20 protein-coding genes, 1 tRNA gene, 1 pseudogene and 1 riboswitch are annotated in these 24,781 nt (G+C 74.9%); of the genes and pseudogenes, 9 read left to right on the top strand and 13 right to left on the bottom strand.

The features are described from left to right. Nucleotides 1-757 (bottom strand): annotated as a pseudogene (locus E4P43_RS15780) (precorrin-3B synthase); the annotation flags it as partial. Nucleotides 758-814: 57 nt separating this feature from the next. Next, a riboswitch (cobalamin riboswitch) is annotated at nt 815-897 on the top strand. Nucleotides 898-949: 52 nt separating this feature from the next. Between E4P43_RS15780 and cobN the strand changes: the two are divergent. Next, on the top strand, nt 950-4,582 hold the full coding sequence (gene cobN, locus E4P43_RS15775) for a cobaltochelatase subunit CobN (protein WP_135146412.1): 3,633 nt from the start codon (nt 950-952) through the stop codon (nt 4,580-4,582). A gap of 22 nt (nt 4,583-4,604) precedes the next feature. Then, nucleotides 4,605-5,807: an MFS transporter gene (locus tag E4P43_RS15770; RefSeq protein ID WP_135146411.1), complete on the top strand. Its 1,203-nt coding sequence runs from the start codon at nt 4,605-4,607 to the stop codon at nt 5,805-5,807. An 84-nt stretch (nt 5,808-5,891) separates the two neighbouring features. On the opposite strand, the gene E4P43_RS15765 is transcribed toward E4P43_RS15770, so the two are convergent. Together E4P43_RS15765 and orn are read right to left on the bottom strand one after the other, a co-directional pair. Then, nucleotides 5,892-5,964: transfer RNA gene (locus E4P43_RS15765), tRNA-His, on the bottom strand. A gap of 87 nt (nt 5,965-6,051) precedes the next feature. Then, a complete protein-coding gene (orn, locus tag E4P43_RS15760) occupies nt 6,052-6,699 on the bottom strand; it encodes an oligoribonuclease (RefSeq protein ID WP_245159170.1) in 648 nt (215 codons plus the stop codon). Nucleotides 6,700-6,856: 157 nt separating this feature from the next. On the opposite strand from orn, the gene E4P43_RS15755 reads away from it, so the two are divergent. Further along, nucleotides 6,857-8,041, top strand: a complete 1,185-nt coding sequence (locus tag E4P43_RS15755) for a hypothetical protein (RefSeq protein ID WP_135146409.1) — start codon at nt 6,857-6,859, stop codon at nt 8,039-8,041. Nucleotides 8,042-8,137: 96 nt separating this feature from the next. After that, entirely contained in the window at nt 8,138-9,796 is a 1,659-nt protein-coding gene (locus E4P43_RS15750; protein ID WP_135146408.1) for a hypothetical protein, read from the top strand. A 43-nt stretch (nt 9,797-9,839) separates the two neighbouring features. Here E4P43_RS15750 and E4P43_RS15745 read toward each other — a convergent pair whose 3' ends face one another. Next, complete coding sequence (locus E4P43_RS15745) at nt 9,840-10,436, bottom strand: TetR/AcrR family transcriptional regulator (RefSeq protein WP_135146407.1); 597 nt, start codon at nt 10,434-10,436, stop codon at nt 9,840-9,842. A 90-nt stretch (nt 10,437-10,526) separates the two neighbouring features. Here E4P43_RS15745 and E4P43_RS15740 point away from each other — a divergent pair, with 90 nt between their 5' ends. The 3 genes from E4P43_RS15740 to E4P43_RS15730 are packed head-to-tail and all read left to right on the top strand — an operon-like array spanning nt 10,527 to nt 15,342. Continuing rightward, entirely contained in the window at nt 10,527-12,137 is a 1,611-nt protein-coding gene (locus E4P43_RS15740; RefSeq protein ID WP_135146406.1) for a carboxyl transferase domain-containing protein, read from the top strand. Nucleotides 12,138-12,190: 53 nt separating this feature from the next. Then, nucleotides 12,191-14,188: an acetyl/propionyl/methylcrotonyl-CoA carboxylase subunit alpha gene (locus E4P43_RS15735; protein ID WP_135146405.1), complete on the top strand. Its 1,998-nt coding sequence runs from the start codon at nt 12,191-12,193 to the stop codon at nt 14,186-14,188. Then, on the top strand, nt 14,188-15,342 hold the full coding sequence (locus E4P43_RS15730) for an acyl-CoA dehydrogenase family protein (RefSeq protein WP_135146404.1): 1,155 nt from the start codon (nt 14,188-14,190) through the stop codon (nt 15,340-15,342). The genes E4P43_RS15735 and E4P43_RS15730 overlap by 1 nt, the downstream gene beginning before the upstream one ends. Nucleotides 15,343-15,423: 81 nt before the next feature. On the opposite strand, the gene E4P43_RS15725 is transcribed toward E4P43_RS15730, so the two are convergent. The 6 genes from E4P43_RS15725 to E4P43_RS15705 form a co-directional block, all read right to left on the bottom strand. Next, nucleotides 15,424-15,954, bottom strand: a complete 531-nt coding sequence (locus E4P43_RS15725) for a hypothetical protein (protein ID WP_135146403.1) — start codon at nt 15,952-15,954, stop codon at nt 15,424-15,426. After that, nucleotides 15,944-16,456, bottom strand: a complete 513-nt coding sequence (locus tag E4P43_RS15720) for a SigE family RNA polymerase sigma factor (RefSeq protein ID WP_135146402.1) — start codon at nt 16,454-16,456, stop codon at nt 15,944-15,946. Before E4P43_RS15720 ends, E4P43_RS15725 begins: the two co-directional genes overlap by 11 nt. Nucleotides 16,457-16,676: 220 nt before the next feature. Continuing rightward, complete coding sequence (locus E4P43_RS20015) at nt 16,677-16,814, bottom strand: hypothetical protein (RefSeq protein WP_167759210.1); 138 nt, start codon at nt 16,812-16,814, stop codon at nt 16,677-16,679. 139 nt (nt 16,815-16,953) lie between these two features. Further along, nucleotides 16,954-17,967, bottom strand: coding sequence for an NADPH:quinone reductase (locus E4P43_RS15715; RefSeq protein ID WP_135146401.1), 1,014 nt, complete (start codon nt 17,965-17,967; stop codon nt 16,954-16,956). Nucleotides 17,968-17,999: 32 nt separating this feature from the next. Further along, nucleotides 18,000-18,416: a hypothetical protein gene (locus E4P43_RS15710; protein ID WP_135146400.1), complete on the bottom strand. Its 417-nt coding sequence runs from the start codon at nt 18,414-18,416 to the stop codon at nt 18,000-18,002. Nucleotides 18,417-18,426: 10 nt separating this feature from the next. Then, nucleotides 18,427-19,176 carry a metallophosphoesterase family protein gene (locus E4P43_RS15705; RefSeq protein WP_135146399.1) on the bottom strand — a complete coding sequence of 250 codons (750 nt, stop codon included), beginning with the start codon at nt 19,174-19,176 and terminating at the stop codon, nt 18,427-18,429. An 82-nt stretch (nt 19,177-19,258) separates the two neighbouring features. Here E4P43_RS15705 and E4P43_RS15700 point away from each other — a divergent pair, with 82 nt between their 5' ends. Continuing rightward, nucleotides 19,259-19,636, top strand: coding sequence for a PadR family transcriptional regulator (locus E4P43_RS15700; protein WP_135146398.1), 378 nt, complete (start codon nt 19,259-19,261; stop codon nt 19,634-19,636). Then, nucleotides 19,623-20,315: a hypothetical protein gene (locus tag E4P43_RS15695; RefSeq protein WP_135146397.1), complete on the top strand. Its 693-nt coding sequence runs from the start codon at nt 19,623-19,625 to the stop codon at nt 20,313-20,315. The genes E4P43_RS15700 and E4P43_RS15695 overlap by 14 nt, the downstream gene beginning before the upstream one ends. Here E4P43_RS15695 and E4P43_RS15690 read toward each other — a convergent pair. From E4P43_RS15690 to E4P43_RS15680, 3 genes are all read right to left on the bottom strand, one after another. Then, nucleotides 20,302-22,905 carry a bifunctional FO biosynthesis protein CofGH gene (locus E4P43_RS15690; RefSeq protein ID WP_135146396.1) on the bottom strand — a complete coding sequence of 868 codons (2,604 nt, stop codon included), beginning with the start codon at nt 22,903-22,905 and terminating at the stop codon, nt 20,302-20,304. The genes E4P43_RS15695 and E4P43_RS15690 overlap by 14 nt on opposite strands. Before the next feature lie 63 nt (nt 22,906-22,968). Further along, nucleotides 22,969-23,817, bottom strand: coding sequence for an ABC transporter permease (locus tag E4P43_RS15685; protein ID WP_209313910.1), 849 nt, complete (start codon nt 23,815-23,817; stop codon nt 22,969-22,971). After that, nucleotides 23,814-24,758 (bottom strand): ABC transporter ATP-binding protein, encoded by a 945-nt coding sequence (locus E4P43_RS15680; RefSeq protein ID WP_245159169.1) that lies wholly within the window; start codon nt 24,756-24,758, stop codon nt 23,814-23,816. The genes E4P43_RS15685 and E4P43_RS15680 overlap by 4 nt, the downstream gene beginning before the upstream one ends. Between the last annotated feature and the right edge of the window lie 23 nt (nt 24,759-24,781).

Genomic DNA, 24,781 nt, shown 5'->3' with positions numbered 1-24,781 from the left:
CGCCGGCGTCGCCCGCCCCGGCCCGACGGTGCGGGAGAACCGGGCGGTGCACGCGGTCGCCCGGCTGCTGCTGCACGGCCGGATCGGCAACATCCAGACCTCGTGGGTGAAGCTCGGCGACACCGGCCACCCGCCAGGCGGTGCCGCCCTGGCGGGCCCGCTCGTCGAGGAAGGCCCCGGCGGCGGCGAGCGCCAGCTCCACGGCCCCCTCGGGGGCGCAGCGGATCCCGCTGTCCACGCCGCCGAGCAGGAGCGTGACCGTGCGGGCGTCCAGCGCCAGCAGGCCGACGTCGGCACCCAGCCCGGCGACGTCGCCGCGGCCGTCGTCGAAGGCGGCGAGGAAGCGGCCGGGCAGCTCCGCCAGCCGCGGGTCGGCGCACATGGCCGCGTCGAAGGCCGGGACCCAGGCCCGCACGTCGAGCAGCCCGCCGGACCGGCCGCTCAGCACGCTGGCCAGCACGTTCCGGGCGGTCTCGTGGGTGGCGCTGGGCAGCAGGCCGGCCACGGCCAGCCGGTCGCCGAGCTCTCCCTCGGCCCCCGCGCGCAGACCGCGCAGCTGGACGTTGCCCCGGCTGGTCAGCTCCAGGGCACCGTCGCCGAGCTCGCGCGCGGCCGCCGCCAGGACGAGCAGCTGCGCCGGCGTGAGCGCGCCTCCGGGCACCCGGACGCGGGCCAGCGCGCCGTCGGCCGCGGGATGGGTCTGCAGCGCGCCGGGGCAGGCGTCGGCGCGGTCGCGCGGCGGGGGAGTGGCGGTCATGGCGCTGGCGAGGCTACTGGGGGCGCCAGGTACGGTCCCCGCATCACGGCAGTCAGCGAGGAAGTCGGTGCAACTCCGACGCGGTCCCGCCACTGTGAGCCCGGCCCGCACGTCCAGGGGCCCGGCTGAGCCAGACACTCCGGCTGCCGTGCCCGACGACCCGGGGCGCGGACCCCGAGTGAGGAACGCGCCGTGAGCGACCCCACCTTCACCCTGCTCTCCACCAGCGACACCGACCTGCTCTCCGCCCGCGCCTCCGGCGCCGGCTGGCGGCTGGGCAACCCCGCGCGGCTCGACGCCGCGGGGATCGCCGCGCTCGTCGAGGGCAGCGCCCTGGTCGTCGTCCGGATCCTCGGCGTGCGGCGGCAGTACGAGGAGCTGCTGGCCCCGCTGCTGGCCGGCCCCGCCCCGGTCGTGGTCCTCGGCGGCGAGCAGGTGCCCGACGCCGAGCTGATGGAGCTCTCGACCGTGCCCATGGGCGTGGCGACCGAGGCGCACGGCTACCTGGCGCAGGGCGGGCCGGACAACCTCGTCCAGCTGCGCCGGTTCCTCTCCGACACCGTGCTGCTCACCGGCGAGGGGTTCGAGCCGCCGTCGGTCGCGCCCGACTGGGGGGTGCTGGAGCGCGAGTCCCGCGGCAGCGGCCCGGTCGTCGCCGTCCTCTACTACCGGGCGCACCACCTGGCCGGGAACACCGCCTTCGTCGAGTCGCTCTGCACCGCGGTCGAGGACGCCGGCGGGCAGGCGCTGCCGGTGTTCACCTCCTCGCTGCGGTCGGTGGGCCCCGACCTGCTCGCGACCCTGCGGGGGGCCGACGCCCTCGTCGTCACCGTCCTGGCCGCCGGCGGGTCCCGCCCGGCCACCGCGCAGGCCGGCGGGGACGACGGCGCGTGGGACGTCGGCCAGCTCGCCGAGCTCGACGTGCCGGTGATCCAGGGGCTGTGCCTCACCCGCTCTCGCGCCGACTGGCTGGCCGACGACGACGGGCTCTCGCCGCTCGACGTCGGCAACCAGGTCGCCATCCCGGAGTTCGACGGGCGGCTGATCAGCGTGCCGTTCTCGTTCAAGGAGACCGACGAGGACGGGCTGACCTCCTACGTCGCCGACGCCGAGCGGGCGGCCCGCGTGGCCGGGACCGCCGTCGCGCACGCCCGGCTCCGGCACACCCCGCCGGCCGAGCGCCGCATCGTCGTCATGCTCTCGGCCTACCCGACCAAGCACGCGCGCATCGGCAACGCCGTCGGCCTGGACACCCCCGCCTCGGTGGTGCGGCTGCTGGCCGCCATGCAGGGGCAGGGCTACGACATCGGCCCCTTCGACGGCCCCGACGCGCTGCCCGGCGTCGCCGACCTCGACGGCGACGCGCTGTTCCACGCGCTGATCGCCGCCGGCGGCCAGGACGCCGACTGGCTCACCGAGGAGCAGCTGCAGGGCAACCCGGTGCGCATCCCGGCCGAGCGCTACCGCGCGTACTTCGACACGCTCCCCGAGGACCTGCGCGAGGCGATGGTCGAGCACTGGGGCCAGCCGCCGGGCGCGCTCTTCGTGGACTCTTCCGACCCCACCTGCCCACACATCGTCTTCGCGGCCCTGCGCGCCGGCAACGTCGTCGTGATGGTGCAGCCGCCGCGCGGCTTCGGCGAGAACCCGATCGCGATCTACCACGACCCCGACCTGCCGCCCTCGCACCACTACCTGGCCGCCTACTGGTGGCTGCGGTCGGAGTTCGGTGCGCACGCGCTGGTGCACGTCGGCAAGCACGGCAACATGGAGTGGCTGCCCGGCAAGACCGTCGGGCTGTCGGCCTCCTGCGGCCCGGACGCCGCGATCGGCGACCTGCCGCTGGTCTACCCGTTCCTGGTCAACGACCCGGGCGAGGGCTCGCAGGCCAAGCGGCGGGCGCACGCCACGCTGGTCGACCACATGGTGCCGCCGATGGCGCGGGCGGACACCTACGGCGACATCGCCCGGCTGGAGCAGCTGCTCGACGAGCACGCCAACGTCGCCGCGATGGACCCGGCGAAGCTCCCCGCCGTCCGGGCGCAGATCTGGACGCTGCTGCAGGCGGCAAAGCTGGACCACGACCTGGGCCTGGCGGAGCGGCCCGAGGACGACCACTTCGACGAGATGATCCTGCACGTCGACGGGTGGCTCTGCGAGATCAAGGACTCCCAGATCCGCGACGGCCTGCACGTGCTCGGGTCGCCTCCGCAGGGCCAGGACCGGGTCGACCTCGTGCTGGCGATGCTGCGCGCCCGGCAGATCTGGGGCGGCTCGGTGGCGCTGCCCGGCCTGCGGGAGGCGCTCGGCCTGACCGAGGACGGCTCCGCGGGGCTGCGCGAGACCGACCGGGTGGAGGCGCTCGCCGAGGCCCTGGTCGCCGGCATGGAGGCCGCCGGGTGGGCCGAAATGGCCATTTCGGCCCTCGTGCGGCAGGTGCTGGGCCGCGACGACGACGCGGTCGCCGCGGTGCTGCGGTTCGCCGTCGCCGAGGTCGTGCCCCGGCTGGCCCGCACGACCGACGAGCTGGACGCGACCCTGCACGCGCTCGAGGGCGGCTACGTGCCCGCGGGGCCGTCGGGCTCGCCGCTGCGCGGGCTGGTCAACGTGCTGCCGACCGGCCGGAACTTCTACTCGGTCGACCCGCGCGCGGTGCCCTCCCGCCTGGCCTGGGAGACCGGCCAGGCGATGGCGGAGTCGCTGGTCGACCGCTACCGCGCCGACACCGGCGAGTACCCGCGGTCGGTCGGGCTGTCGGTGTGGGGCACCTCGGCCATGCGCACGTCGGGCGACGACGTCGCCGAGGTGCTGGCGCTGCTCGGCGTCCGCCCGGTCTGGGACGAGGCCTCCCGGCGGGTGACCGCGCTGGAGCCGGTGCCGCTCGACGAGCTCGGCCGCCCGCGCATCGACGTCACCGTCCGGATCAGCGGCTTCTTCCGGGACGCCTTCCCGCACGTGGTGACCATGCTCGACGACGCCGTCACGCTGGCCGCCTCCCTGGACGAGCCGGCCGACCGGAACTTCGTGAAGGCCCACGTCGACGCCGACCTGGCCGAGCACGGGGACCGTCGCCGCGCCACCACCCGCGTCTTCGGCTCGAAGCCCGGGGCCTACGGGGCCGGCCTCCTGTCCCTCATCGACAGCCGGAACTGGCGCGGCGACGCCGACCTCGCGGAGGTCTACGCCGTGTGGGGCGGCTACGCCTACGGCCGGGACCTCGACGGCGTGCAGGCCCGGCCCGACATGGAGGCGGCCTACAAGCGCATCGCCGTCGCGGCCAAGAACGTCGACACCCGCGAGCACGACATCGCCGACTCCGACGACTACTTCCAGTACCACGGCGGGATGGTCGCCACGGTGCGCGCGCTGACCGGCCGGGCACCCGCGGCCTACATCGGGGACTCCACCCGCCCGGAGTCCGTGCGCACCCGGTCGCTCACCGAGGAGACCGCCCGGGTGTTCCGGGCGCGGGTGGTGAACCCCAAGTGGCTGGCCGCGATGCGCCGGCACGGCTACAAGGGCGCCTTCGAGCTCGCCGCCACCGTCGACTACCTCTTCGGCTACGACGCCACGACCGGCGTGGTCGCCGACTGGATGTACGAGAAGCTCGCCCAGACCTACGTGCTCGACCCGGAGAACCGGGAGTTCATGGAGACGTCGAACCCGTGGGCGCTGCACGGCATCGCCGAGCGGCTGCTGGAGGCCGTCGACCGGAAGATGTGGGCCGAGCCGGACCCGGCGCTGCTGGCCGAGCTCCAGCAGGCCTACCTCGACACCGAGGGTGACCTGGAGGGCGGGGAGTCGCCGGCCGAGATCGGTCGCTGAGCACCGGAGGGCCGCCGAGCCCATGACACCACGCAGCCAGCGCGCCGCGATCGCGGCCGTGCAGGTCCTGGCGCTGGCCGTGTGGTTCTCGGTCTCGGCGGTCGTTCCCGGCCTGCAGGCGGACTGGGGCATCTCCGGCGCCGCGGCGGTCTGGCTCACCGGCACCGTCCAGCTGGGGTTCGTGACCGGCGCGCTGGCCTCCAGCGCGCTCAACCTCGCCGACCGCCTGCCACCCCAGCTCGTGATGGCCACCGGCGCCGGACTCGCCGCGCTGGCCACCCTCGCTCTGGCCCTCGTCGTGGACGGCCTGCCCGGCGCCCTGGTCCTGCGGTTCCTGACCGGGGTGTTCCTCGCGGGCGTCTACCCGGTGGGGATCAAGCTGATGGCGTCCTGGGCGAGCAGCACCGACCGAGGGCTGGCCATGGGGCTGCTCATCGGGGCGCTGACGCTCGGCTCGACGCTGCCGCACCTGGTCGGTGGGCTGGTGACCCTGCCGTGGCGGGGGGTCCTCGAGGTGACGGCCGGCATCGGGCTGCTCGGCGCCGTGCTGGCTGCCACCGTCGTGCGCGCGGGTCCGCACCTGTCGGCCGGTCCGGTCCGCCTGCACCCCCGGTACGCGCTGCAGATGTTCGCCGAGCGCGGGCCGCGGCTGGTCAACCTGGGCTACTTCGGCCACATGTGGGAGCTCTACGCGCTGTGGACCTGGGCCTCGGTGTGGGTGCTCCACAGCGATGCGGCGGCCGCGTTCGGCACGTCCTCGCAGCTGCTGGTGTTCGTCACCCTGGGGCTGTTCGGGCTGGCGGGCTGCCTGCTCGGCGGCTGGGCGGCCGACCGGTTCGGGCGCTCCACCGCGGCTGCCACCGCGCTGGCGGCCAGCGGCGCGTGCTGCCTGCTGTCACCGCTGGCCTTCCTTGCGCCTGCCCCCGTGCTGGCGGTGTTCCTCGCCGTGTGGGGCGCCGCGGTGATCGCCGACTCGGGGGTCTTCTCCACCGCGCTGTCCGAGGTCGCCGACCGGCGCTTCGTCGGCACCGCCCTCAGCGCCCAGACGGCGATCGGGTTCGCGCTCACGGTGCTCAGCATCCAGCTGGTGCCGCTGCTGGCCGGCGCCGTCGGCTGGCAGTACGCGTTCCTGCTCCTCGTCCCGGGGCCCGCCCTCGGAGCACTCGCCGTGCGGCAGGCCCGCGCTCTCCTCCCCTCGGCGACGGGCGCCCCTGCGGCAGGGTGACCGCATCGGGGCGCAGCGGGTCCCGGCCGTCGTCGCGAACGGCGAGAGGCCCCGGTCGGGAACCGACCGGGGCCTCTCGTGCGGGGTGAGTGACGGGGCTCGAACCCGCGACACCCAGGATCACAACCTGGTGCTCTACCAGCTGAGCTACACCCACCGCGTCTCCGACCGGGCGCGGGCGCCCGGAGCGACGGGACAACGATACCGGAGGCCGCGCGGCGGCCCGCCGGGGGAGGGCCGGGCGTCAGGCCCGGTCGGCGTCCCCGGCGGCCAGCAGGTGCCCGAAGGTCCCGGTGACCTGCTCGGCGGCCTTCTTCGCCTGCTCGCTGCTCGGGCCGGGGGCGGGCACGAACAGCGTCGTCCGGTAGTAGGCCAGCTCGCGCACCGACTCGATGATGTCGGCGAGCGCGCGGTGGGCGAGGCCTTTCGGCGGCTGGGCGAAGTAGACGCGCGGGAACCAGCGGCGGGCCAGCTCCTTGACCGAGGAGACGTCGACCATCCGGTAGTGCAGGTGGTCGTCGAGCTCGGGCATGTCGCGGGCGAGGAAGCCGCGGTCGGTGCCGATCGAGTTGCCGCACAGCGGGGCGGTCCGCCGCTCGGGCACGAACCGCTTCACGTAGGCCAGGATCTGCTGCTCCGCCTCGGCGACCGTGAGGGTGGCCGCGCGGACCTCCTCGGTCAGCCCGGACTTCGCGTGCATCTCCTTGACGAAGTCGGTCATGCCGTCGAGGTCGGCGTCGTCGGCGGAGATGATCAGGTCCAGCCCGGGGTCCAGGACGTTCAGCTCGGAGTCGGTGACCAGCACCGCGACCTCGATCAGCTTGTCCTTCGTGAGGTCCAGGCCGGTCATCTCGCAGTCGATCCAGACCAGGTGTCCCGCGCTCTCCGCCACGTCGGCTGACAGTACGCACCGTGCGTTGCGTGCGCCCCGCTCACCCCACGTGTCCGCGCATTAGCGCACCGGGGGCGGCGGCGCGAGGCGAAACGCTCGGCCAGGGGCGCGATCACCGCTAGGGTCGCCCGAACGCCCCACGTCAGGAAGCAATTCTGTGTCGACTGCACCCGCGCTCCCCGGAACCACCGTCCCCCAGGCCCCGGGCACGCTCCGGGCCGGACTGGCCCACCCGGTGTCGCTCGTCCGGTGGCTCTGGGCGGCCTACATGACGCCGGGACGCCCCGGCCGGCCGACGGACCAGACCGAGCTGCGGTGGATCTACACCGCCTGGCTCGGCGCCTTCCTGCTGAAGATGCTCGGCTCGTCGTGGGACGTCTCCTGGCACTTCAAGTGGCTGCGCGACGACCTGGCGCCGCCGCACCTGCTCAACACCGTGGGCACGGCGGTCGTCGTCGCCCTGGTGGTCTTCCACAGCTACAGCGGCTACGGCGTGGACCGCCGGGCGCTGCGGCTGATGCAGGTGGGCATCGGCACGTTCCTCGTCGCGATCCCGGTCGACATCGTCAACCACCGCATCAACGGCCTGGACATCACCAGCTGGAGCCCCAGCCACGCCCTGCTCTACCTCGGGACGGCGATCATGCTGGCCGGCGCGCTGCGCGGCTGGTGGCTCTACGCGGCCCCGGGGCGGGTCCGCGAGCTGGTGTCGCTCGGGCTGTGGCTGTTCTTCGTCGAGAACGTGGTCTTCCCCAACCAGCACCAGGAGTACGGCGTCCTCTCCCTGGAGGCCTACCGCGCGGGGCAGACGACGGCCGAGCCCTCGCTGCTGGACTTCGCCGCCTCGCAGGGGCAGACGCCGACGATGTTCATGCTCCCGGTGCCCGCCTGGGTGCACCCCGCCTGGCTGGTGTGCGCCGGGCTGCTCTCGCTGGTGCTCGCCCGCAAGATCGTCGGGCTGCGCTGGACGGCCACGACGATCGCCGTCGTCTACCTCGGCTACCGCGGCGTCATGTGGCTGGGCCTGGAGGCGATGGGCTTCCCGCCCTCGGTCCTGCCCGTCGTGCTGATCGTCGGCGCCGTGCTCATCGACCTCGCCGTGACCCAGGGCGTTCCCGGCTGGGTGGCCGGCCTGGTGGTCACCGGCGGCGTGTACGGCGCCGCCTACCCGCTGGAGTCCCTCGGCCTGCTCCCGCCGTGGGAGTGGTGGTCGGTGCTGCCGGTCGCCGTGGGCTTCGCCGTCCTGTGGGGGCTGGTCGACCTGCTCGCCCGCAGCTCGTGGCTCGCCCGCTGGCGGGCCGCGGACGAGCCGGCGGCCGTCCAGGGGACCGCTGCCGCCTGATCCGCCACGCTCCGGCGCGGAGGCCGGGGGCGCCTCCCCGCATGACGTAGCGTCGGAGGCGGCCCTGACCGCGTACCCGAGCGCCCGGAGGACGTCGTGCTGGTCCTGACCCCCGAGCCGCTGCAGACGGCGGGGGAGCGCGCCTTCTTCGGCGAGCTCGCGCGGTGGGACACCGGCCCGTCGGTCCGGGCCGCCGTCGTCGCCTCGGTCCCGCTGGTCGACGGGCCGCTCGGACGGCGGCAGTCCGACGCCGTGCTGCTGGTGCCCGAGGGCATCGCCGTCATCCGGGTGGTGGAGGTGCTGCGCCAGTCCGGCGTCGTCACCGCCACGCCCGAGGGCGCCTGGAGCATCGGCCCGGAGGGTGGCCCCTCCCAGGTGCTCCAGCTGTCCGGCGGTGGCTCCACCCCGCTCGACGGGCTGATGCGCGCCGGGATGGACACGGCCGTGAAGCTGCGCCGCGCCGGCCTCGAGCCGGGCCGGATCGCCCGGCTGACCGTGCTCGTCGGCGAGGTCACCGGCCTCGTGCCCGCCGACGGCGACCTGGGCGAGGGCGACCTCGTCGCCACGCTGGACCCGCGGTCGCTGCTGCTCGCCTTCGCCCGGGCCAGCCGGCACGCCGGCGTGGACAACCCCCGCCTCTGGACGACGGCGGACGTGCGCGCGGCGCTGGCGGCGCTGGAGCTGCCCGGGCGCGGCCCCACGGTCGAGGAGCTCAACGGCGAGGCCTTCCCCTACTCGCCCTACGTGCTGCGCCGCTCCCAGCTGCTCACCCCGGCCGCCATGGCCGCCGCGCCGCTGCCCGCCGGGCCCCCCGCGCCGGACGGTGCGCCGGGTGTCCCGCCGGCCGCGCCCGGCGACCCGCTGAGCGCGACCGCCGTGGCCCGCGCCGTCGCGGCGTCGGTCGCCTCCGCCAACGCCGCCGCGGTCTCGGCGGCGGCGCCTCCCGCGCCGGCTGCCGAGCTCGCCCGGCAGCGGGACACGGTGCAGGTCGACGCCCCCGCCCCGCCGCCCGCCGCGGACGCCGCGACCGGCGGGCCGCCTGCCACGGCTGTCCAGCCTGCGGCCCCGGGGCCCGCCGAGCGGCCACCGCTCTCCCCGGCGTGGCTCCCGCAGACGACCGGCGGCGGCGACGACGGTCCTCCCGACCGGCGTCGCCGGCTGCTGGTGGCCGCGGCGCTCGTCGCGCTGGTCGCGGTCTGCGGCATCGCCTTCTGGCTGCTGCGGGACGGCGACCCGTCCGACGGCGCCGACGCGGGCGCCACGCCTGCTGGGCCGACCACCGAGGCCGGTCCCGTCCCCGGCGACGTCGCGGCCTCGGGCGGCACGCGCTTCACCGTCGAGCAGGTGGCGGTCGACGACACCTGCGCCGGGCACGCCTACGGGGAGGTAGCCGCCTTCCTGGAGGCGACCGACTGCACCGGCCTCTCGCGGGCGCTGTACTCGACCAGCGTCGGGGGAGCACCGGTCGTCGTCTCGGTGTCCCGCGTGACGATGGCCGACCCGGCGACGGCACGGGACCTGCGCGCGCTGGCCGACCGCAACGGCAGCGGCAACGTCAACGACCTGCTGCGCGAGGGCGTCACCTACGACGGCGCGCCCGAGAAGCTGACCGCCGCGGAGTACGCCAGCGCGGTCTCCGGGCCGACGGTGACGATCGTGGAGAGCGCCTGGGCCGACCCGGCGTCCGCCGGTGACGCCGCGGCCGTCGACGCCGTCGCCACTGCGGCCCTCGGCCTCCCGGTCCCGCCGCTGTGAGCCCTCGCTCCGGCAGCTGACGGCCGGCTGACCGGCAGCCGCCTCAGGCGGTCGCGGCCGCCCAGGCGGTGCGGCGGAGCAGGTCGCGCAGCGAGCCCTGGTCCAGCCGGCCGGTGCTGTGCGGCGTGGAGTTGATCAGCCCGAAGACCGCGTGCGCCCGTGCCCGGCAGGCCGCCGCCTCCGCTTCGGGGTGGAGGCGGGCCAGCACGGCCACCCATACCTCCACGTAGCGGCGCTGCAGCCGCCGCACCTGGCCGGCCTCGCTCTCCGGGAGGGAGGTGAGGTCGCGGTCGTGCACGACGATCAGCGCCGGGTTGTCGAGGGCGAACTCCACCTGGAACGCGATGAGCGCGCGCAGCTGCTCGGCCGCGTCGGCGCCGGCGGCCGCGACGCACTCCCGCCCGCCGTCGGCGAGCCGCTCGCTGATCCGCAGCAGCATCTCGGCGAGCATCGCGTCCTTGCTCGCGAAGTGCCGGTAGATCGCCGGCCCGGTGACCCCGACCGCCGCGCCGACGTCGTCGACGCCGACGGCCCGGGAGCCGCGCTCGGCGAAGAGCTGGGCGGCGGCCCGCAGGATCTGCTCGCGACGCGAGGGGCGGTCGACGTCGGCGTGCAGGGCCGCGTCCCGCGTCGAGGTCATGGGCCGGATGCTAGCCCCGTCCGTGAACCGGTGTTAACCGCTCGATGTGGGGAGTGGCCCTCGGACGTGAACGACGGTTAACCTCTGCGCGTGGACGCACCGGTGCTCCCTCGTGCCCAGGCCCCGACCGACGCGGCCGGACGCAACGCCGCCGCGCACGCGGAGCTGGTCGCCGACCTGGCCGGCCAGCTGCGGCGGGTGGCCCTCGGCGGCGGCGAGCGGGCGCGTGAGCGGCACACCGCCCGCGGCAAGCTGCTGCCCCGGGAGCGGGTCGACGCGCTGCTCGACCCGGGCAGCCCGTTCCTCGAGCTCTCCCCGCTGGCCGCGCACGGCATGTACGACGGCGACGCCCCGGCCGCCGGGATCATCACCGGGATCGGGCGGGTCAGCGGCCGCGAGTGCGTCGTCGTCGCCAACGACGCCACGGTCAAGGGCGGCACCTACTACCCGATGACGGTGAAGAAGCACCTGCGGGCGCAGGAGGTGGCCCTGCACAACCGGCTGCCCTGCATCTACCTCGTCGACTCGGGCGGGGCCTTCCTGCCGATGCAGGACGAGGTCTTCCCCGACCGCGAGCACTTCGGCCGGATCTTCTTCAACCAGGCCACGATGTCGAAGGCCGGCATCCCGCAGATCGCCGCCGTCCTCGGCTCCTGCACCGCCGGTGGCGCCTACGTGCCGGCGATGAGCGACGAGGCGGTGATCGTCCGCGAGCAGGGCACGATCTTCCTGGGCGGCCCGCCGCTGGTGAAGGCCGCGACCGGGGAGGTCGTCACCGCCGAGGACCTCGGCGGGGGAGACCTGCACAGCCGGGTCAGCGGGGTCACCGACCACCTGGCCGACGACGACGCGCACGCCCTGCAGATCGTCCGGCAGATCGTGTCGACGCTCGGCCCGCGCGAGCCCCGGCCGTGGGACGTGGAGCCGGTCGAGGAGCCCGCCTACGACCCGGCGTCGGTGACCGAGGTCGTGCCGCCGGACCCCCGCACGCCCTACGACGTCCGGGAGGTCGTCGCCCGGCTGGTCGACGGCTCCCGGTTCGCGGAGTTCAAGCCGCTCTACGGGCAGACCCTGGTCACCGGGTTCGCCCGGCTGCACGGCCACCCGGTCGGCATCGTCGCCAACAACGGCGTGCTGTTCGCCGAGTCCGCGCTCAAGGGCGCCCACTTCATCGAGCTCTGCGACCGGCGGAAGATCCCGCTGCTGTTCCTGCAGAACATCACCGGCTTCATGGTCGGCCGCGACTACGAGGCCGGCGGCATCGCCAAGCACGGCGCCAAGATGGTCACCGCCGTCGCCTGCGCGCGGGTGCCCAAGCTGACCGTCGTCATCGGCGGCTCCTTCGGCGCCGGCAACTACTCGATGTGCGGTCGGGCCTACTCGCCCCGGTTCCTCTTCACCTGGCCCAACGCCCGCATCTCGGTCATGGGTGGGGGGCAGGCGGCCTCGGTGCTGGCGACGGTCCGCCGCGACGGGATCGAGGCCCGCGGCGAGGAGTGGCCGGCCGAGGAGGAGGAGGCGTTCAAGGCGCCGATCCGCGAGCAGTACGAGTCGCAGGGGCACCCGTACTACGCCACCGCCCGGCTCTGGGACGACGGCGTGATCGCCCCCGCCGACACCCGCACCGTGCTCGGCCTGGCCCTGTCCGCCTGCGCCAACGCGCCCCTCGAAGACGTCGGCTACGGCGTCTTCCGGATGTAGAGGAGGGCCGAGATGGCCATGTCGGCCGCTGTTCGGACCGGGTGGTGACGGCGGTGTTCGAGACGGTCCTGGTCGCCAACCGCGGCGAGATCGCCGTGCGGGTGATCCGCACGCTGCGCGCGATGGGCATCCGCTCGGTCGCCGTGCACAGCGACGCCGACGCAGGCGCGCTGCACACCCGGCTCGCCGACGTCGCCGTGCGCATCGGCCCCGCCCCCGCGGCGCAGAGCTACCTGTCGACCGAGCGGGTGCTGGCGGCGGCGGCCGCGACCGGCGCTCAGGCGGTCCACCCCGGCTACGGCTTCCTCTCGGAGAACGTCGACTTCGCCCGGGCGTGCGAGGCGGCCGGCGTCGTCTTCATCGGCCCGCCGGTCGCCGCGATCGAGGCGATGGCCGACAAGATCCGCGCCAAGCAGACCGTGATGGCCGCCGGCGTCCCCGTCGTCCCCGGGCGCACCGAGCCGGGCATGAGCGACGACGAGGTGGCCGCCGCCGCGGTCGAGGTCGGGTTCCCCGTCCTGCTCAAGCCCAGCGCCGGTGGCGGCGGCAAGGGCATGCGCGTCGTCCGGTCGGCCGACGAGCTGCCCGACGCCATCGCCGGTGCCCGCCGGGAGGCGACCGGCTCCTTCGGCGACGACACGCTGCTGGTCGAGCGGTACGTGGGCAACTCCCGGCACATCGAGGTGCAGGTGCTCGGCGACGCGCACGGCAACGTCATCCACCTGGGCGAGCGCGAGTGCTCGCTCCAGCGCCGACACCAGAAGGTGATCGAGGAGGCGCCGTCGCCGCTGCTGGACACCGCGATGCGCGCCTCGATGGGTCGCGCGGCGGTCGAGGCGGCGAAGGCCGTGGGGTACACCGGCGCCGGCACGGTGGAGTTCATCGTGGACGCGGACCGCCCGCGCGACTTCTTCTTCCTGGAGATGAACACCCGGCTGCAGGTCGAGCACCCGGTCACCGAGTGCATCACCGGCCTGGACCTGGTGGAGCAGCAGGTCCGCGTCGCGGCCGGCGAGCGGCTGCCGATCGGGCAGAGCGACGTCGCCCTGGACGGGCACGCCATCGAGGCGCGGCTCTACGCGGAGGACCCGGCGCGGGGCTTCCTGCCGCAGGCCGGCACGGTGCTCGGGCTGGCCGAGCCCGCGGGGCCCGGGGTCCGCGTGGACAGCTCGCTGGCGGTCGGCTCGGTCGTCGGCACCGACTACGACCCGATGCTGGCCAAGGTCGTCACCTGGGGGCCGGACCGGGAGACCGCCCGCGCCCGTCTGGTCGGTGCCCTCGGGCAGACCGCCGTCCTCGGGGTGACGACGAACGCCGCGTTCCTGCGGGCGCTGCTCACCGACGACGACGTCGTCGCCGGGAGGCTGGACACCGGGCTGATCGAGCGGCGCGGCGAGGAGCTGACGACGGTGGAGCCGCCGTCGGAGCACGTGCTCGCGGCCGCCGCGCTGGCGCTGCTGGTGGCGGCCGAGCCGGCCGGCCCGGTGGTGGACCCCTGGGACGTGCCCGACGGCTGGCGGCTGGGCGAGCCGGCGTGGACCGTGCGCCGGTTCCAGGCCGGGGGAGAGGCGGTGACCGTCCGTTTGCGTGGCCGGTCCGGTGCCGCCGAGGTGGCCGTGGGCGACGCCCCGCCCGTGCCGGCCCGTGCCGTCCGCCACGGCGACCGCCTCACCGCCACCGTCGACGGGCTGACGACGTCCTACGTGGTGGCGCACGACGGCGGGACGGTGTGGCTGGCGGCCGACGGGCGGGTGACCGCGGTGCGCGAGCAGGAGCGCCTGTCGTCGGCGGCCGGCGCGGCCGCGGGCGACGGCGTCGTCACCTCGCCGATGCCGGGCACGGTGACGGTGGTGCGGGCGTCGGTCGGCGACGAGGTGGCGGCGGGGACCCCGCTGCTCGTGGTCGAGGCGATGAAGATGGAGCACGTGCTCACGGCCCCGATCGCGGGGACCGTGACCGAGCTCGGAGCGACAGCCGGCCGGACGGTCGCGCTGGACGAGCGGCTGGCCGTGGTGACCCCGGCGGCGGACGCTCCCGAGGAGGAGAACTGATGCTCGACTACCGGCTCAGCGACGAGACCGAGGCGCTGCGGAGGACCGTCCAGGAGTTCGCCCGCGAGGTCATCGCCCCGCAGATCGGCGAGTTCTACGAGCGGGACGAGTTCCCGACGCAGATCGTGCGCCAGATGGGCGAGCTCGGGCTGTTCGGCCTGCCGTTCCCCGAGGAGTACGGCGGTGGCGGCGGGACCTACTTCGACCTGTGCGTGGTGCTCGAGGAGCTGGCGCGGGTCGACTCCTCGATGGCGATCACGGTCGAGGCCGGCGTCTCGCTGGGCGCCATGCCGATCTACCGGTTCGGCAGCGAGGAGCAGAAGCAGGAGTGGCTGCCCCGGCTGTGCACCGGCGAGGTCCTCGGCGCCTTCGGCCTGACCGAGCCCGGTGGCGGCTCCGACGCCGGGGCGACCCGCACCACCGCGCGGCTGGAGGACGGCCACTGGGTCATCAACGGCTCGAAGGCGTTCATCACCAACAGCGGGACCGACCTCACCGGCCTGGTCACGGTCACCGCGGTCACCGGCACGCGGCCCGACGGCGGCAAGGAGATCTCGGCGATCATCGTGCCGTCGGGGACCCCTGGCTTCACCGTGGGCCAGCGGTACTCCAAGGTTGGCTGGAACGCCTCGGACACCCGCGAGCTGTCCTTCGACGACTGCCGCGTGCCGGAGGAGAACCTCGTCGGTGCCCGTGGCCGCGGCTACGCGCAGTTCCTCTCGATCCTCGACGAGGGCCGGATCGCGATCTCGGCGCTCTCGGTCGGGCTGGCGCAGGGGTGCGTGGACGAGTCGGTGAAGTACGCGGCGCAGCGCGAGGCGTTCGGGCAGCCGATCGGCCGCAACCAGGCGGTGCAGTTCATGATCGCCGACATGGAGGTGCGCGCCTCGACCGCGCGGCTGGCCTACTACCGGGCCGCGGAGAAGATGCTGCGCGGGGAGCCGTTCAAGCGCGAGGCCTCGATCGCCAAGCTGTACAGCTCCGAGGTCGCGATGGACAACGCCCGCTACGCCACCCAGGTGCACGGCGGGTACGGGTTCATGAACGAGTTCCCGGTCGGCCGCTTCTACCGCGACGCGAAGATCCTGGAGATCGGCGAGGGGACGTCGGAGGTGCAGCGGATGCTCATCGCCCGCGACCTCGGCGTCGGCTGACCCGTCCGGTTTCGCGAGTGTGCGCTTATCGACGTCTCAGCGCGCCTGAGAGGTCGATAAGTGCACATTCGGCGCTCATCCTCAGTCGCAGAGGATCTTCGGCTCCGTCGCACCGGGGCGGACCCGGAACCTGACCTCGTGGCCCGCGTCGTCGCGGAACACCGCCTCCGTCGGGCTGACCAGGGTCATGGTGCCGTCCTGATAGGGGTCGCCCCAGCCGTCGGGCGGGCCGTACTCCGTCACGTGCGGCCTCTCGGCCTCGAACCAGACGCCCCCGATGTTGGCGTCGTCGATGCCGCAGTGCGTGTACAGCCGGTAGGGCATCGGGGAGATCGCCGGTGCCTCGGGCGAGGGCGACACCTCCGGTGCGACGGGTGTCGGGGACGTCGGCGGCGCGGCCGGGGAGCCGTTCCTCGTGCCGTGCCCCGGGCCGAAGCCCACGGCCAGCGTGACCGTGGCGACGGTGGCGGCCGCGACCGCCAGGGGCGCACGCCACCGGACCCACCGGCCGGGGCTCGGGGCGGAGGTGACCAGCGGCCGCGCGCTGTCGTCGGCCAGGTCGGCGTAGGCGGAGAGGGCGCTCTCCAGGCGGCGCTCCAGGTCAGCGGACATCTGGGTCTCCCAGGTGGTGCGTGAGGGTGGCGAGAGCGCGGGATGCGCAGGTCTTGACGGTGCCGCGGGACACCCCGAGCGACTCGGCGATCTCGGCCTCGCTCAGGCCCGCCCAGTACCGGAGCACGATCACCTCCTGCTGACGGCGGGGCAGCCGCCGCACCGCCGCGAGCACGGTGCGGTGCTCCTCGGCAAGCAGGACGCCGTCATCGGTAGAGCCGCCTCCTTCGGGCTCCAGCGGGACCGGACGACGGCGCAGTCTCCGGCGGTGGGCCGACCGGGCGCCGTTGACCACGGCGGTGCGCAGGTAGGCGGGCATGCGTGACCGGTCGGGCAGGTCGGCCCACCGTCGGTGCAGGGACAGGAACGCGTCCTGGACGAGGTCCTCGGCCAGCCCGCGGTCACCGGTGAGCAGGAAGCCCAGCCGCAGCAGCGCGCTGCGCTCCTCGGCGTACAGCTGCGCCACGTCCGGCTCGGCGACCTCGATCCCGCTGTCGTGCATGCGCACCTTCCGGTCGCCTCCGACCGCGCCTGCCGCGGTCCTACCTGTAGAACGCTCGCGCACGGCGGTGGGTTGACACGGGACAGCAGCGACTGCAGCGGCGTCGTGCCGTCAGATCACGGAGTGCAGCACCAGGTCATGGGATGTGAGCAGTGGGCGGACCACCGCAGTCCGACCGGATCGTGGCATCCGGGCGCCCGCAGCGAAACCGCCACGTCTCTCAGCGTCCGAGGCCGCGCTGGGTGCGGTAGGTGGCCCGGGCTGCTCGTGCGGCGGCCCGCCAGTTGCCGACCCGGTAGCCGAGCCAGCCCCCGAGCACGCCGCCGACGGCGAAGGCTGCAGCGACGCTCTCCGGCACGGCACGCTCCCCGAGGTCGGCATCCGGACGACACCGCGACTGTCCGGCTCAGCGCTCCGGGAAGGGGTCGACGCGGTCGCGGGCGCGGACGGCAGGACCCGTCGGTCCGTGCGCCGCGACCGACCGTGCCCGCCGGAGGTCAGGCGGTGACGTCGATGAGCACCTTGCCGACGGCGCCGTCCTGCACCGCCTGGTGCGCCTTCGCCGTCTCCGCCAGGGGGTAGAAGTGCAGCGGCAGGCCGGCGTCCTGGCCGACCCGGACCGCGCCGTCGGCGACCGCGGTGGCGACGTCCTCGATGCCGAGCACCTTCGACCGCTCCGGCTCGGTGTAGACGAGCACGAACTGCCAGCGGGCGTTGGGCCCCATCTGCGCGCGCACCGGCACGGTCACCTCGGCGCCGCCGTCGTCGGCGTACATGGCGACGGCGCCGTGCATCCCGATCACCTGGGCATCCACGGCGGCGTTCACCGCGGCGGACACCTCGACGATCGCGTCCACGCCCTTCGGCGCGATCTTGCGGACCTCGGCGACGACGTCCTCGTCCCGGTAGTTGACGACGTGGTCGGCCCCGGCGGCCGCGGCCAGCTGCGCCTTGCGGGGGCTGCTGACGGTGGCGATCACGGTCGCGTCGGACCAGCGCGCGAGCTGGATGGCCGCGTTGCCCACGGCGCCGGCACCGCCCTGCACCAGGACCGTGTGCCCGGTCAGCGCGCCCGGCCCCAGCCGGTCCGGCAGGGACTCGGCGACGGTCAGGCAGCGGTGCGCGGTGAGGAACGGGATGCCCAGCGCCGCGCCGAGCTCGAACGAGGGGTCCTCCCCGAGCAGGACGACGTGCCGTGCCGGGACGACGGTGTGCTCGGCGGCGGTGCCCCAGGGCCGCTGCCAGGCGGCCTCCCAGATCCACACCCGCTGGCCGACCATCGCGGGGTCGACGCCCTGGCCGACGGCCTCCACGGTGCCCGACCCGTCCTGGTTCGGCACCTGCCCCTCGGGCCCCGGCTGCGCGGTGGTCCGGGACTTCCAGTCGGTCGGGTTCACCCCCGAGAAGGCGACGCGGACCCGCACCTCGCCGGGGCCGGGCTCGGGCACCGCCCGCTCCACCAGCTCGAGGACGTCGGGACCACCGGGACGGCTGTAGGAGATCGCTCGCACGGCTGCCCCCTACCCGGCACGGGGCGGCTCACTCAGCCGGCGTAGGCGTGCGGGTCGGTCGGCCACTCCAGCGGCGGCAGCCCGGCGAGCTCGTTCATCCGCTCGACCGTGAGCTCCACGACCTCGTCCTGCGGCGGCGCGCCGGTGGGGGAGGCCATGAGCCGCAGGACGTCGTCCGGGTCCAGCTCGGCGCCCGTGGCCTCCCGCGCCCAGCGGGTGAAGCCCTCGGCCTCCGCGGGCGCGTCCACCGGGTCCGCCGCGTCCGGGTCGTCGAAGTAGAAGCGCGGTTCGTAGCGCAGGAAGAACCGCCCGCCGGAGGCGTCGGCCATCCGGTAGTCGACGGTGGCGAACCCGCTGTCGTGCACGTCGAGCAGCAGGAAGGGCACCGCCGTCGGCCCGCCGGTGCTCCACCGACCGTCGCTGTAGGAGAACTTCCGGAACAGGCCCACGGGCCCGAGGCTAGTGAGCGCCTCCGACACGGCCGGTGCGCAAGGCGTGCGCGACGTCGGGCCGCCCGTTGCCGTCGGCGGTCGCGGCCGCCGCCTCCCAGTCGTACCTGACCGAGCGGAACTCGTGGCTCCACGAGCCGCCGGCGTCGTCGGCGACCGCGTACCTGGCGTGCGGGCTGCCGGCCTCCATCACGTGCGGGTGCGGGGAGTCGTCGGAGTACGCCGGCCAGCCGACGCTCCCCGGGTTGAGCACCAGCGCGCCGGTGGGCAGGCGCATCGCGCGCTGCAGGTGGGTGTGGCCGCACAGCAGCAGCGGGACGGCCGCGGCCGCGCCGAGCCGGTCGAGCACCTCGGCCTCCGTCGCCGGCCGGGCGCCGCCGGGGTCGACGGTCTCCAGCAGGTACACGAGGTCGTCGGTGGGGGAGCCGTGGAAGGCCAGCACGCCGTCGGCGGGCTCGAGGGTGAGCGGGAGCCGGGCCATCCACGCCCGGTGCCGGTCGGTGATCGTGTCGTGGGCCAGCCGGTCGGAGGCGCCCATGCGCTCCCGCAGCCAGGTCAGCAGCTGGCGCTCGTGGTTGCCGGCGACGGTGAGGGCGTCCAGCTCCACCAGCCGGTCCGCTGTCTCCTGGGGCCGGACCGCGCCGGAGAGCAGGTCGCCCAGGTTCACGACCAGGTCGACGTGCTGCGTCGCGAGGTCGGCGAGGACGGCGTCCAGTGCCGGCAGGTTGCCGTGGACGTCGGAGATCGCCGCGATGCGCACCGCCAGAACGTATCGGGGGCCGAGGCGGGTGCCGCGACGTCGGTACTAGGCACGGCAAGGTAGTTCCGCTATCTTGCCTCGCATGGCACCGGACCCCGACCGTCGGACACAGCTGCTCCGCGGGGTGCTCGACACCTGCCTGCTGGCGCTGCTGTCCCGCACCCCGACCCATGCCTACGACCTCGTCGTCCTGCTCGAGCGGCACGGCGTCGAGGGGGTCGGGTACGGCACCGTCTACCCGCTGATGGGCCGGCTCCGCCGCCAGGGGCTCGTCGACGAGCAGACCGAGCCCAGCCCCAGCGGCCCGCCCCGCAAGGTCTTCTCCGTCTCGGCGGCCGGCCACGCCGCCCTCGCCGAGTGGGCCCAGCAGTGGGATGCCACCACCTCGTCCGTCCGCACCCTGCTCGCCACCACGGGGGCGCTTCCCGACCAGGAGGTCACCGACCATGCCCACGCCTGACACCGCTGCCCAGATCGAGAGCGCCACCCGTGCGCTGGACCGGGAGCTGCGGCGCCTGCGGATCTCACGAGCTGGACGCGCCGAGCTGGTCGCCGAGGTGCGGGAGGACCTCCGGTCGGCCGCCGGTGACGGGTTGACCCCGGAGGTGCTGCTCGGCGACGTCGAGACCTTCGCGCGGGAGAGCGTGGCGGCCCGCGGCTGGACGCCTCGGCCGCGGGACTCGTGGAGCGGTACGGCCACGGCGCTGGCAGGTGGTGCCGTCGCGCTCGTCGTCGGGTACCTGCTGATCGAGGCGCTGCACCCGCTGCTCACCAGCTGGGTGGAGCTGGACGGTCGCTACCCGGCCGCCGGGGCGGCGCTCGCGTACGGGGTGCTCTCGGTCGCGGGTCTCGGCGGCGCCCTCGCGGCCTTCGCCCGGTTCCTGACCGGCCGTCCGGCGGTCCGCGGCTCGGTGGCGCGCGCTGCCGTGCTGCTCCCGGTCGCCACCGCGGGCGGGGTGCTCGCGGCGGCGGGCTTCGGTCGCATGGAGGGCTACTCGACGGCGCCGGGGGTGGTCGTCGTGGAGGTCCTCCTGGTCGCCCTGCCCTGCGCCGGCGCGCTCTGGCTGTCGCGGTGGTGGGCGCTCCGGTCCGCGGCGACCGGGTCGGTCCGGTCGCCGGAGCCCGTCAGCGCGGGGTGACCGACAGGGTCAGCCGGCGGCGGCCCTCGTCGGACCGGGCGGTGGCGACCCGCTCGGCCGACGGGGTGCCGTACTCGGTGGTGCGCTGCCGCGCGGGCCGGCCGATCGCGGCGGCCATCGCCTCCAGCTCGGCGATGGTCTTCAGCGAGCCGTTCTCGCTGCCGGCCATCCGGCTGATCGTCTCCTCCATGAGCGTGCCGCCGAGGTCGTTGGCGCCGCCCCGCAGCACCGCCTGGGTGCCGGTGTCGCCGAGCTTCACCCACGAGGTCTGGATGTTGCCGATCCGGCCGTGCAGCAGCAGCCGGGCGACCGCGTGCACCGCCCGGTTCTCCCGCACCGTCGGGCCGGGGCGGGCGACGCCGGCGAGGTAGATCGGCGAGTTGTGGTGCACGAAGGGCAGCAGCACGAACTCGGTGAACCCGCCGGTGCGGTCCTGCAGCGCGGCGAGGGTGCGCAGGTGGGCGACCCAGTGCGCCGGGGTGTCCACGTGGCCGTACATCATCGTCGACGTCGTCGGGATCCCGACCTCGTGCGCGGTGCCGATGATCTCCAGCCAGGTCGCCGTCGGCAGCTTGCCCTTGGTCAGCACCCAGCGGACGTCGTCGTCGAGGATCTCCGCCGCGGTGCCCGGGATCGAGTCCAGGCCGGCCGCCTTGAGCTCGGTGAGGAACTCGCGGAAGGGCAGCCCGGTGCGGGCGGCGCCGTTGACGATCTCCATCGGCGAGAAGGCGTGCAGGTGGATGCCGGGCTGCCGCTTCTTCACCTCGCGGGCCAGGTCGAAGTACGCCGTACCGGGCAGGTCGGGGTGGATTCCGCCCTGCATGCAGATCTCGGTCGCGCCGGCGGCCCACGCCTCGTCGACGCGGTCGCCCACCTGGCTCATCGACAGCGTGTAGGCGTCGGCGTCGGTGCGCCGCTGGGCGAAGGCGCAGAACCGGCAGCCGGTGTAGCAGACGTTGGTGAAGTTGATGTTCCGGTTCACGACGTAGGTCACGTCGTCGCCGTTGACGTCGGCGCGCACCGCGTCGGCGAGCGCGCACAGGTTCTCCAGGTCCGTGCCGTCGGCGCCGAGCAGCGCGAGGTACTCGGCGTCGGTCAGCCCGGCCGGGTCCTGCTCGGCGTGCAGCAGCGCGGCCAGCACCTCCGGGTCACCGGACGCCAGCGCCGTCGAGCGCCCGTCGCGGGCGGAGGCGGTGCGGTCGCGCAGCTCCGCCCAGTCCCCGTAGACGGCGTCGAAGTCGCTGCGCCGGTCGGAGGTCCGCCCGACGGTGTCCACCTCGACGTGCAGGTCGACCCGCCCGGTCGAGGTCCACGCCTCGTCCGGCTCCTGCCAGGGCAGCCCGACCGGCAGCCGGCCCTCGACCGCCAGCCCGTCCGGCCCGGCCAGCGCGTCGACGTGCGGGCGCACCCGTGGGTCCAGCCACGGCTCGGGCTGCAGGACGTAGGGCGGCTGGGCGGCCAGCCGCTCGCGCAGCTCGAAGCCGGCCTCGGCGGACAGCGCCGCGAGCTTGTCGATGTTCGGCCAGGGGCGCTCGGGGTTCACGTGGTCCGGCGTCAGCGGGGAGACGCCGCCCCAGTCGTCGACGCCGGCGCGCAGCAGCAGCCCGAGCTCGGTGGAGTCGGACAGGTTCGGCGGCGCCTGCACCCGCGCCTTCGGGCCGAGCAGCAGCCGGGTGACGGCGACGGCGGCGACGTACTCCTGCAGCTCCAGGTCGTCGTGCGCCTGCATCGCGGTGCGGGGCTTGGCCCGGAAGTTCTGGACGATGACCTCCTGCACGTGCCCGTGCCGCTGCGCGCTGGCCCGGATCTGCAGGACGGCGTCGACGCGCTCGGCGTAGTCCTCGCCGATGCCCAGCAGCACCCCGGTGGTGAAGGGGACGGCGGAGCGCCCGGCGTCCTCCAGCACCCGCAGCCGGACGGCGGGCTCCTTGTCCGGGGAGCCGAAGTGCGGGCCGCCGGGCTCGGACCACAGCCGGGTGGCCGTCGTCTCCAGCATCATCCCCATGGAGGCCGCGACCGGCTTCAGCCGCTGGATCTCCTCCCACGACAGCACGCCGGGGTTGAGGTGGGGGAGCAGGCCGGTCTCCTCCAGCACCCGGACCGCCATCGCGCGCAGGTAGCCCAGCGTGGAGTCGAAGCCGTGCGCCTCCAGCCACTCCGCGGCGACCGGCCAGCGCTCCTCGGGGCGGTCGCCGAGGGTGAACAGCGCCTCCTTGCAGCCCATCGCCGCACCGGCCCGCGCGATGTCGAGCACCTCGTCGGGGGAGAGGTAGGGCGCCTTGCCGTCCTTGCGCAGCTGCCCCGGCGTCGTCACGAAGGTGCAGTAGTGGCACCGGTCGCGGCACAGGTGGGTGAGCGGGATGAACACCTTGCGGCTGTAGGTGACCACGCCGGGCCGCCCGGCGGAGGCCAGGCCTGCGTCGCGCACGCGGCCGGCGGCGGTGAGCAGCCGGTCCAGCGGCTCGCCCTCGCCCAGGCCGCGGGCGTGCAGCAGGGTCTCGGCCTCCACCGCGTCGAGGGTCACGCCGCGCTCGGCGCGCACCAGGGCACGGCGGACGGCGGACTCGGACGGTGCGGGGAGTGCGCTCATAGCGGGACCGACGCTATCCCCGCCGGATGTCGATCGTGTGCCCGCCCCGCGTCCGGGGCGGGCTCACAGGTCCCTGCGGCCGAACGACAGCGCCGCCAGACCCCATACCATCGCGATCCACAGCGCCGCCCAGACCAGGTAGGCCCACGACAGCGGGCCGGCGCTCAGGAACGGGAAGCCGGCCATCTCGGCGCCGAACGCCGCGAAGGCGGTGGGGTCCTGGAGGGCGTACATCGCACCCCGCCACAGCCCGTCGGTGGGCAGCAGGATCTGCGAGACCGTGCCGACCCGGGCCACGCCGTCGTTGCCGAACGCCGCCCCCAGGCCGCCCACGACCCCGGCGATCCAGGTGGCGCCGAACAGCCCGACGGCGACGACGCCCGACGCCATCGGCGAGATGACCGTGGAGAGCAGCAGCCCGAGGGTGAGCAGGGTGGCGGTCTGCGCGCCGAGGAGGGCGAGCGCGACCACCGGCTGCGAGGGCCAGTAGTCGACCGTCAGGTAGACGACGACGCACTGCGCGAGCCCGGCGAGCACCACGAACCCGCTGCCGAACGCGACCAGGCCCAGCCACTTGCCCAGCAGCACCGCCGACCGCCGCACCGGGCGGGCGAGCATCGAGAGGGCGACGCCGGACTCCACCTCGCCGGAGACCGTCGGCCCGGCGAGGAACGCCGTCCCGAGCGCGGCGATGAGGCTCATCCCGAACATGACCAGGTTGAGCAGCTGGGAGGCGACCAGGCGGGCCTGGCCGCTGGTCATGGTCCCGAAGTCGTTCTCGGCGGCCAGCCGGGAGAAGCCCCAGGCGCTCAGCGCCAGCAGGACGACGGTGAGGGCGGCCAGGGCGCGCAGGACCTTCCGGCGGGCTGACTCGCGCAGGGTGAGCGCGGCGATGGTGCGCACGACGTTCACGCCGCGCTCCCGGTGCGCAGGATGCCGAGCAGCCGCTCCTCCAGGCTGATCCGCCCGGGCTCCACGGCGTGCACCCGGACGCGCAGCGCGACGAGGTCGCTCACCAGGTCGGGGACCGTCGCGTCGTCGTCGCCGGTCAGGGCGACGGCGAACCAGTCGCCCTCGCGGTCGACGGTGCCGGCCGCGGCCAGCCGGGACTCCGCGGCCGGGGACACCCCGGTGAGGTGCAGCTGCACCTCTTGCTGGCCGAGCAGCTCGGTCAGGGTGCCGGCGGCGGCGACCCGGCCGTGGTCGAGGATCACCACCCGGTCGCACACCCGCTCCACCTCGCCGATCAGGTGCGAGTTGAGCAGCACCGCCACCCCGCGCGAGCGCAGCGAGAGCACGATGTCGCGCACGTCGACCCGGCCCAGCGGGTCCAGGGCGCTGGTCGGCTCGTCGAGGACGACGAGCTCCGGCCGGGCGACCAGCGCGACCGCCAGGCCCAGCCGCTGCTGCATGCCCTTGGAGAAGCCGCCGACCCGGTCGGCGGCCCGCTCGCCCAGGCCCACGAGGGCGAGCGCCTCGCGCTGCTCGCCGGCGGGGACGTCCACCCCGGAGAGCCGCACGTGCAGGGCCAGGACCTCCGCCGCGGTCAGCCACGGCTGGTAGCGGAAGAGCTCGGGCAGGTACCCGACGCGCACCCGGGCGGCCGGGTCGGTGGCGGGCCGGCCGAGCAGCATGACCTCGCCGTCGTCGGGCCGCACGAGGCCGAGCAGCATCTTGATGACCGTCGTCTTGCCCGCGCCGTTGGGGCCGAGCAGGCCGACGACCTCGCCGCGGCCGACCTCCAGCGAGACGCCGTCCACCGCCTGGCGGCGCCCGTACCGCTTGCGCAGCCCCGTGCACCAGGCGGCGGCCGCCGGCGGCAGGTCGGCGACCAGCTGCGCGGCGGCCCGCACGGCCGCCGGGTCCCCCGCGGGGG

Source organism: Blastococcus sp. TF02A-35 (assembly GCF_004571075.1).
In the GTDB taxonomy this organism is placed as follows: domain Bacteria; phylum Actinomycetota; class Actinomycetes; order Mycobacteriales; family Geodermatophilaceae; genus Blastococcus.
This window is presented reverse-complemented; position numbering and strand designations above follow the sequence as displayed.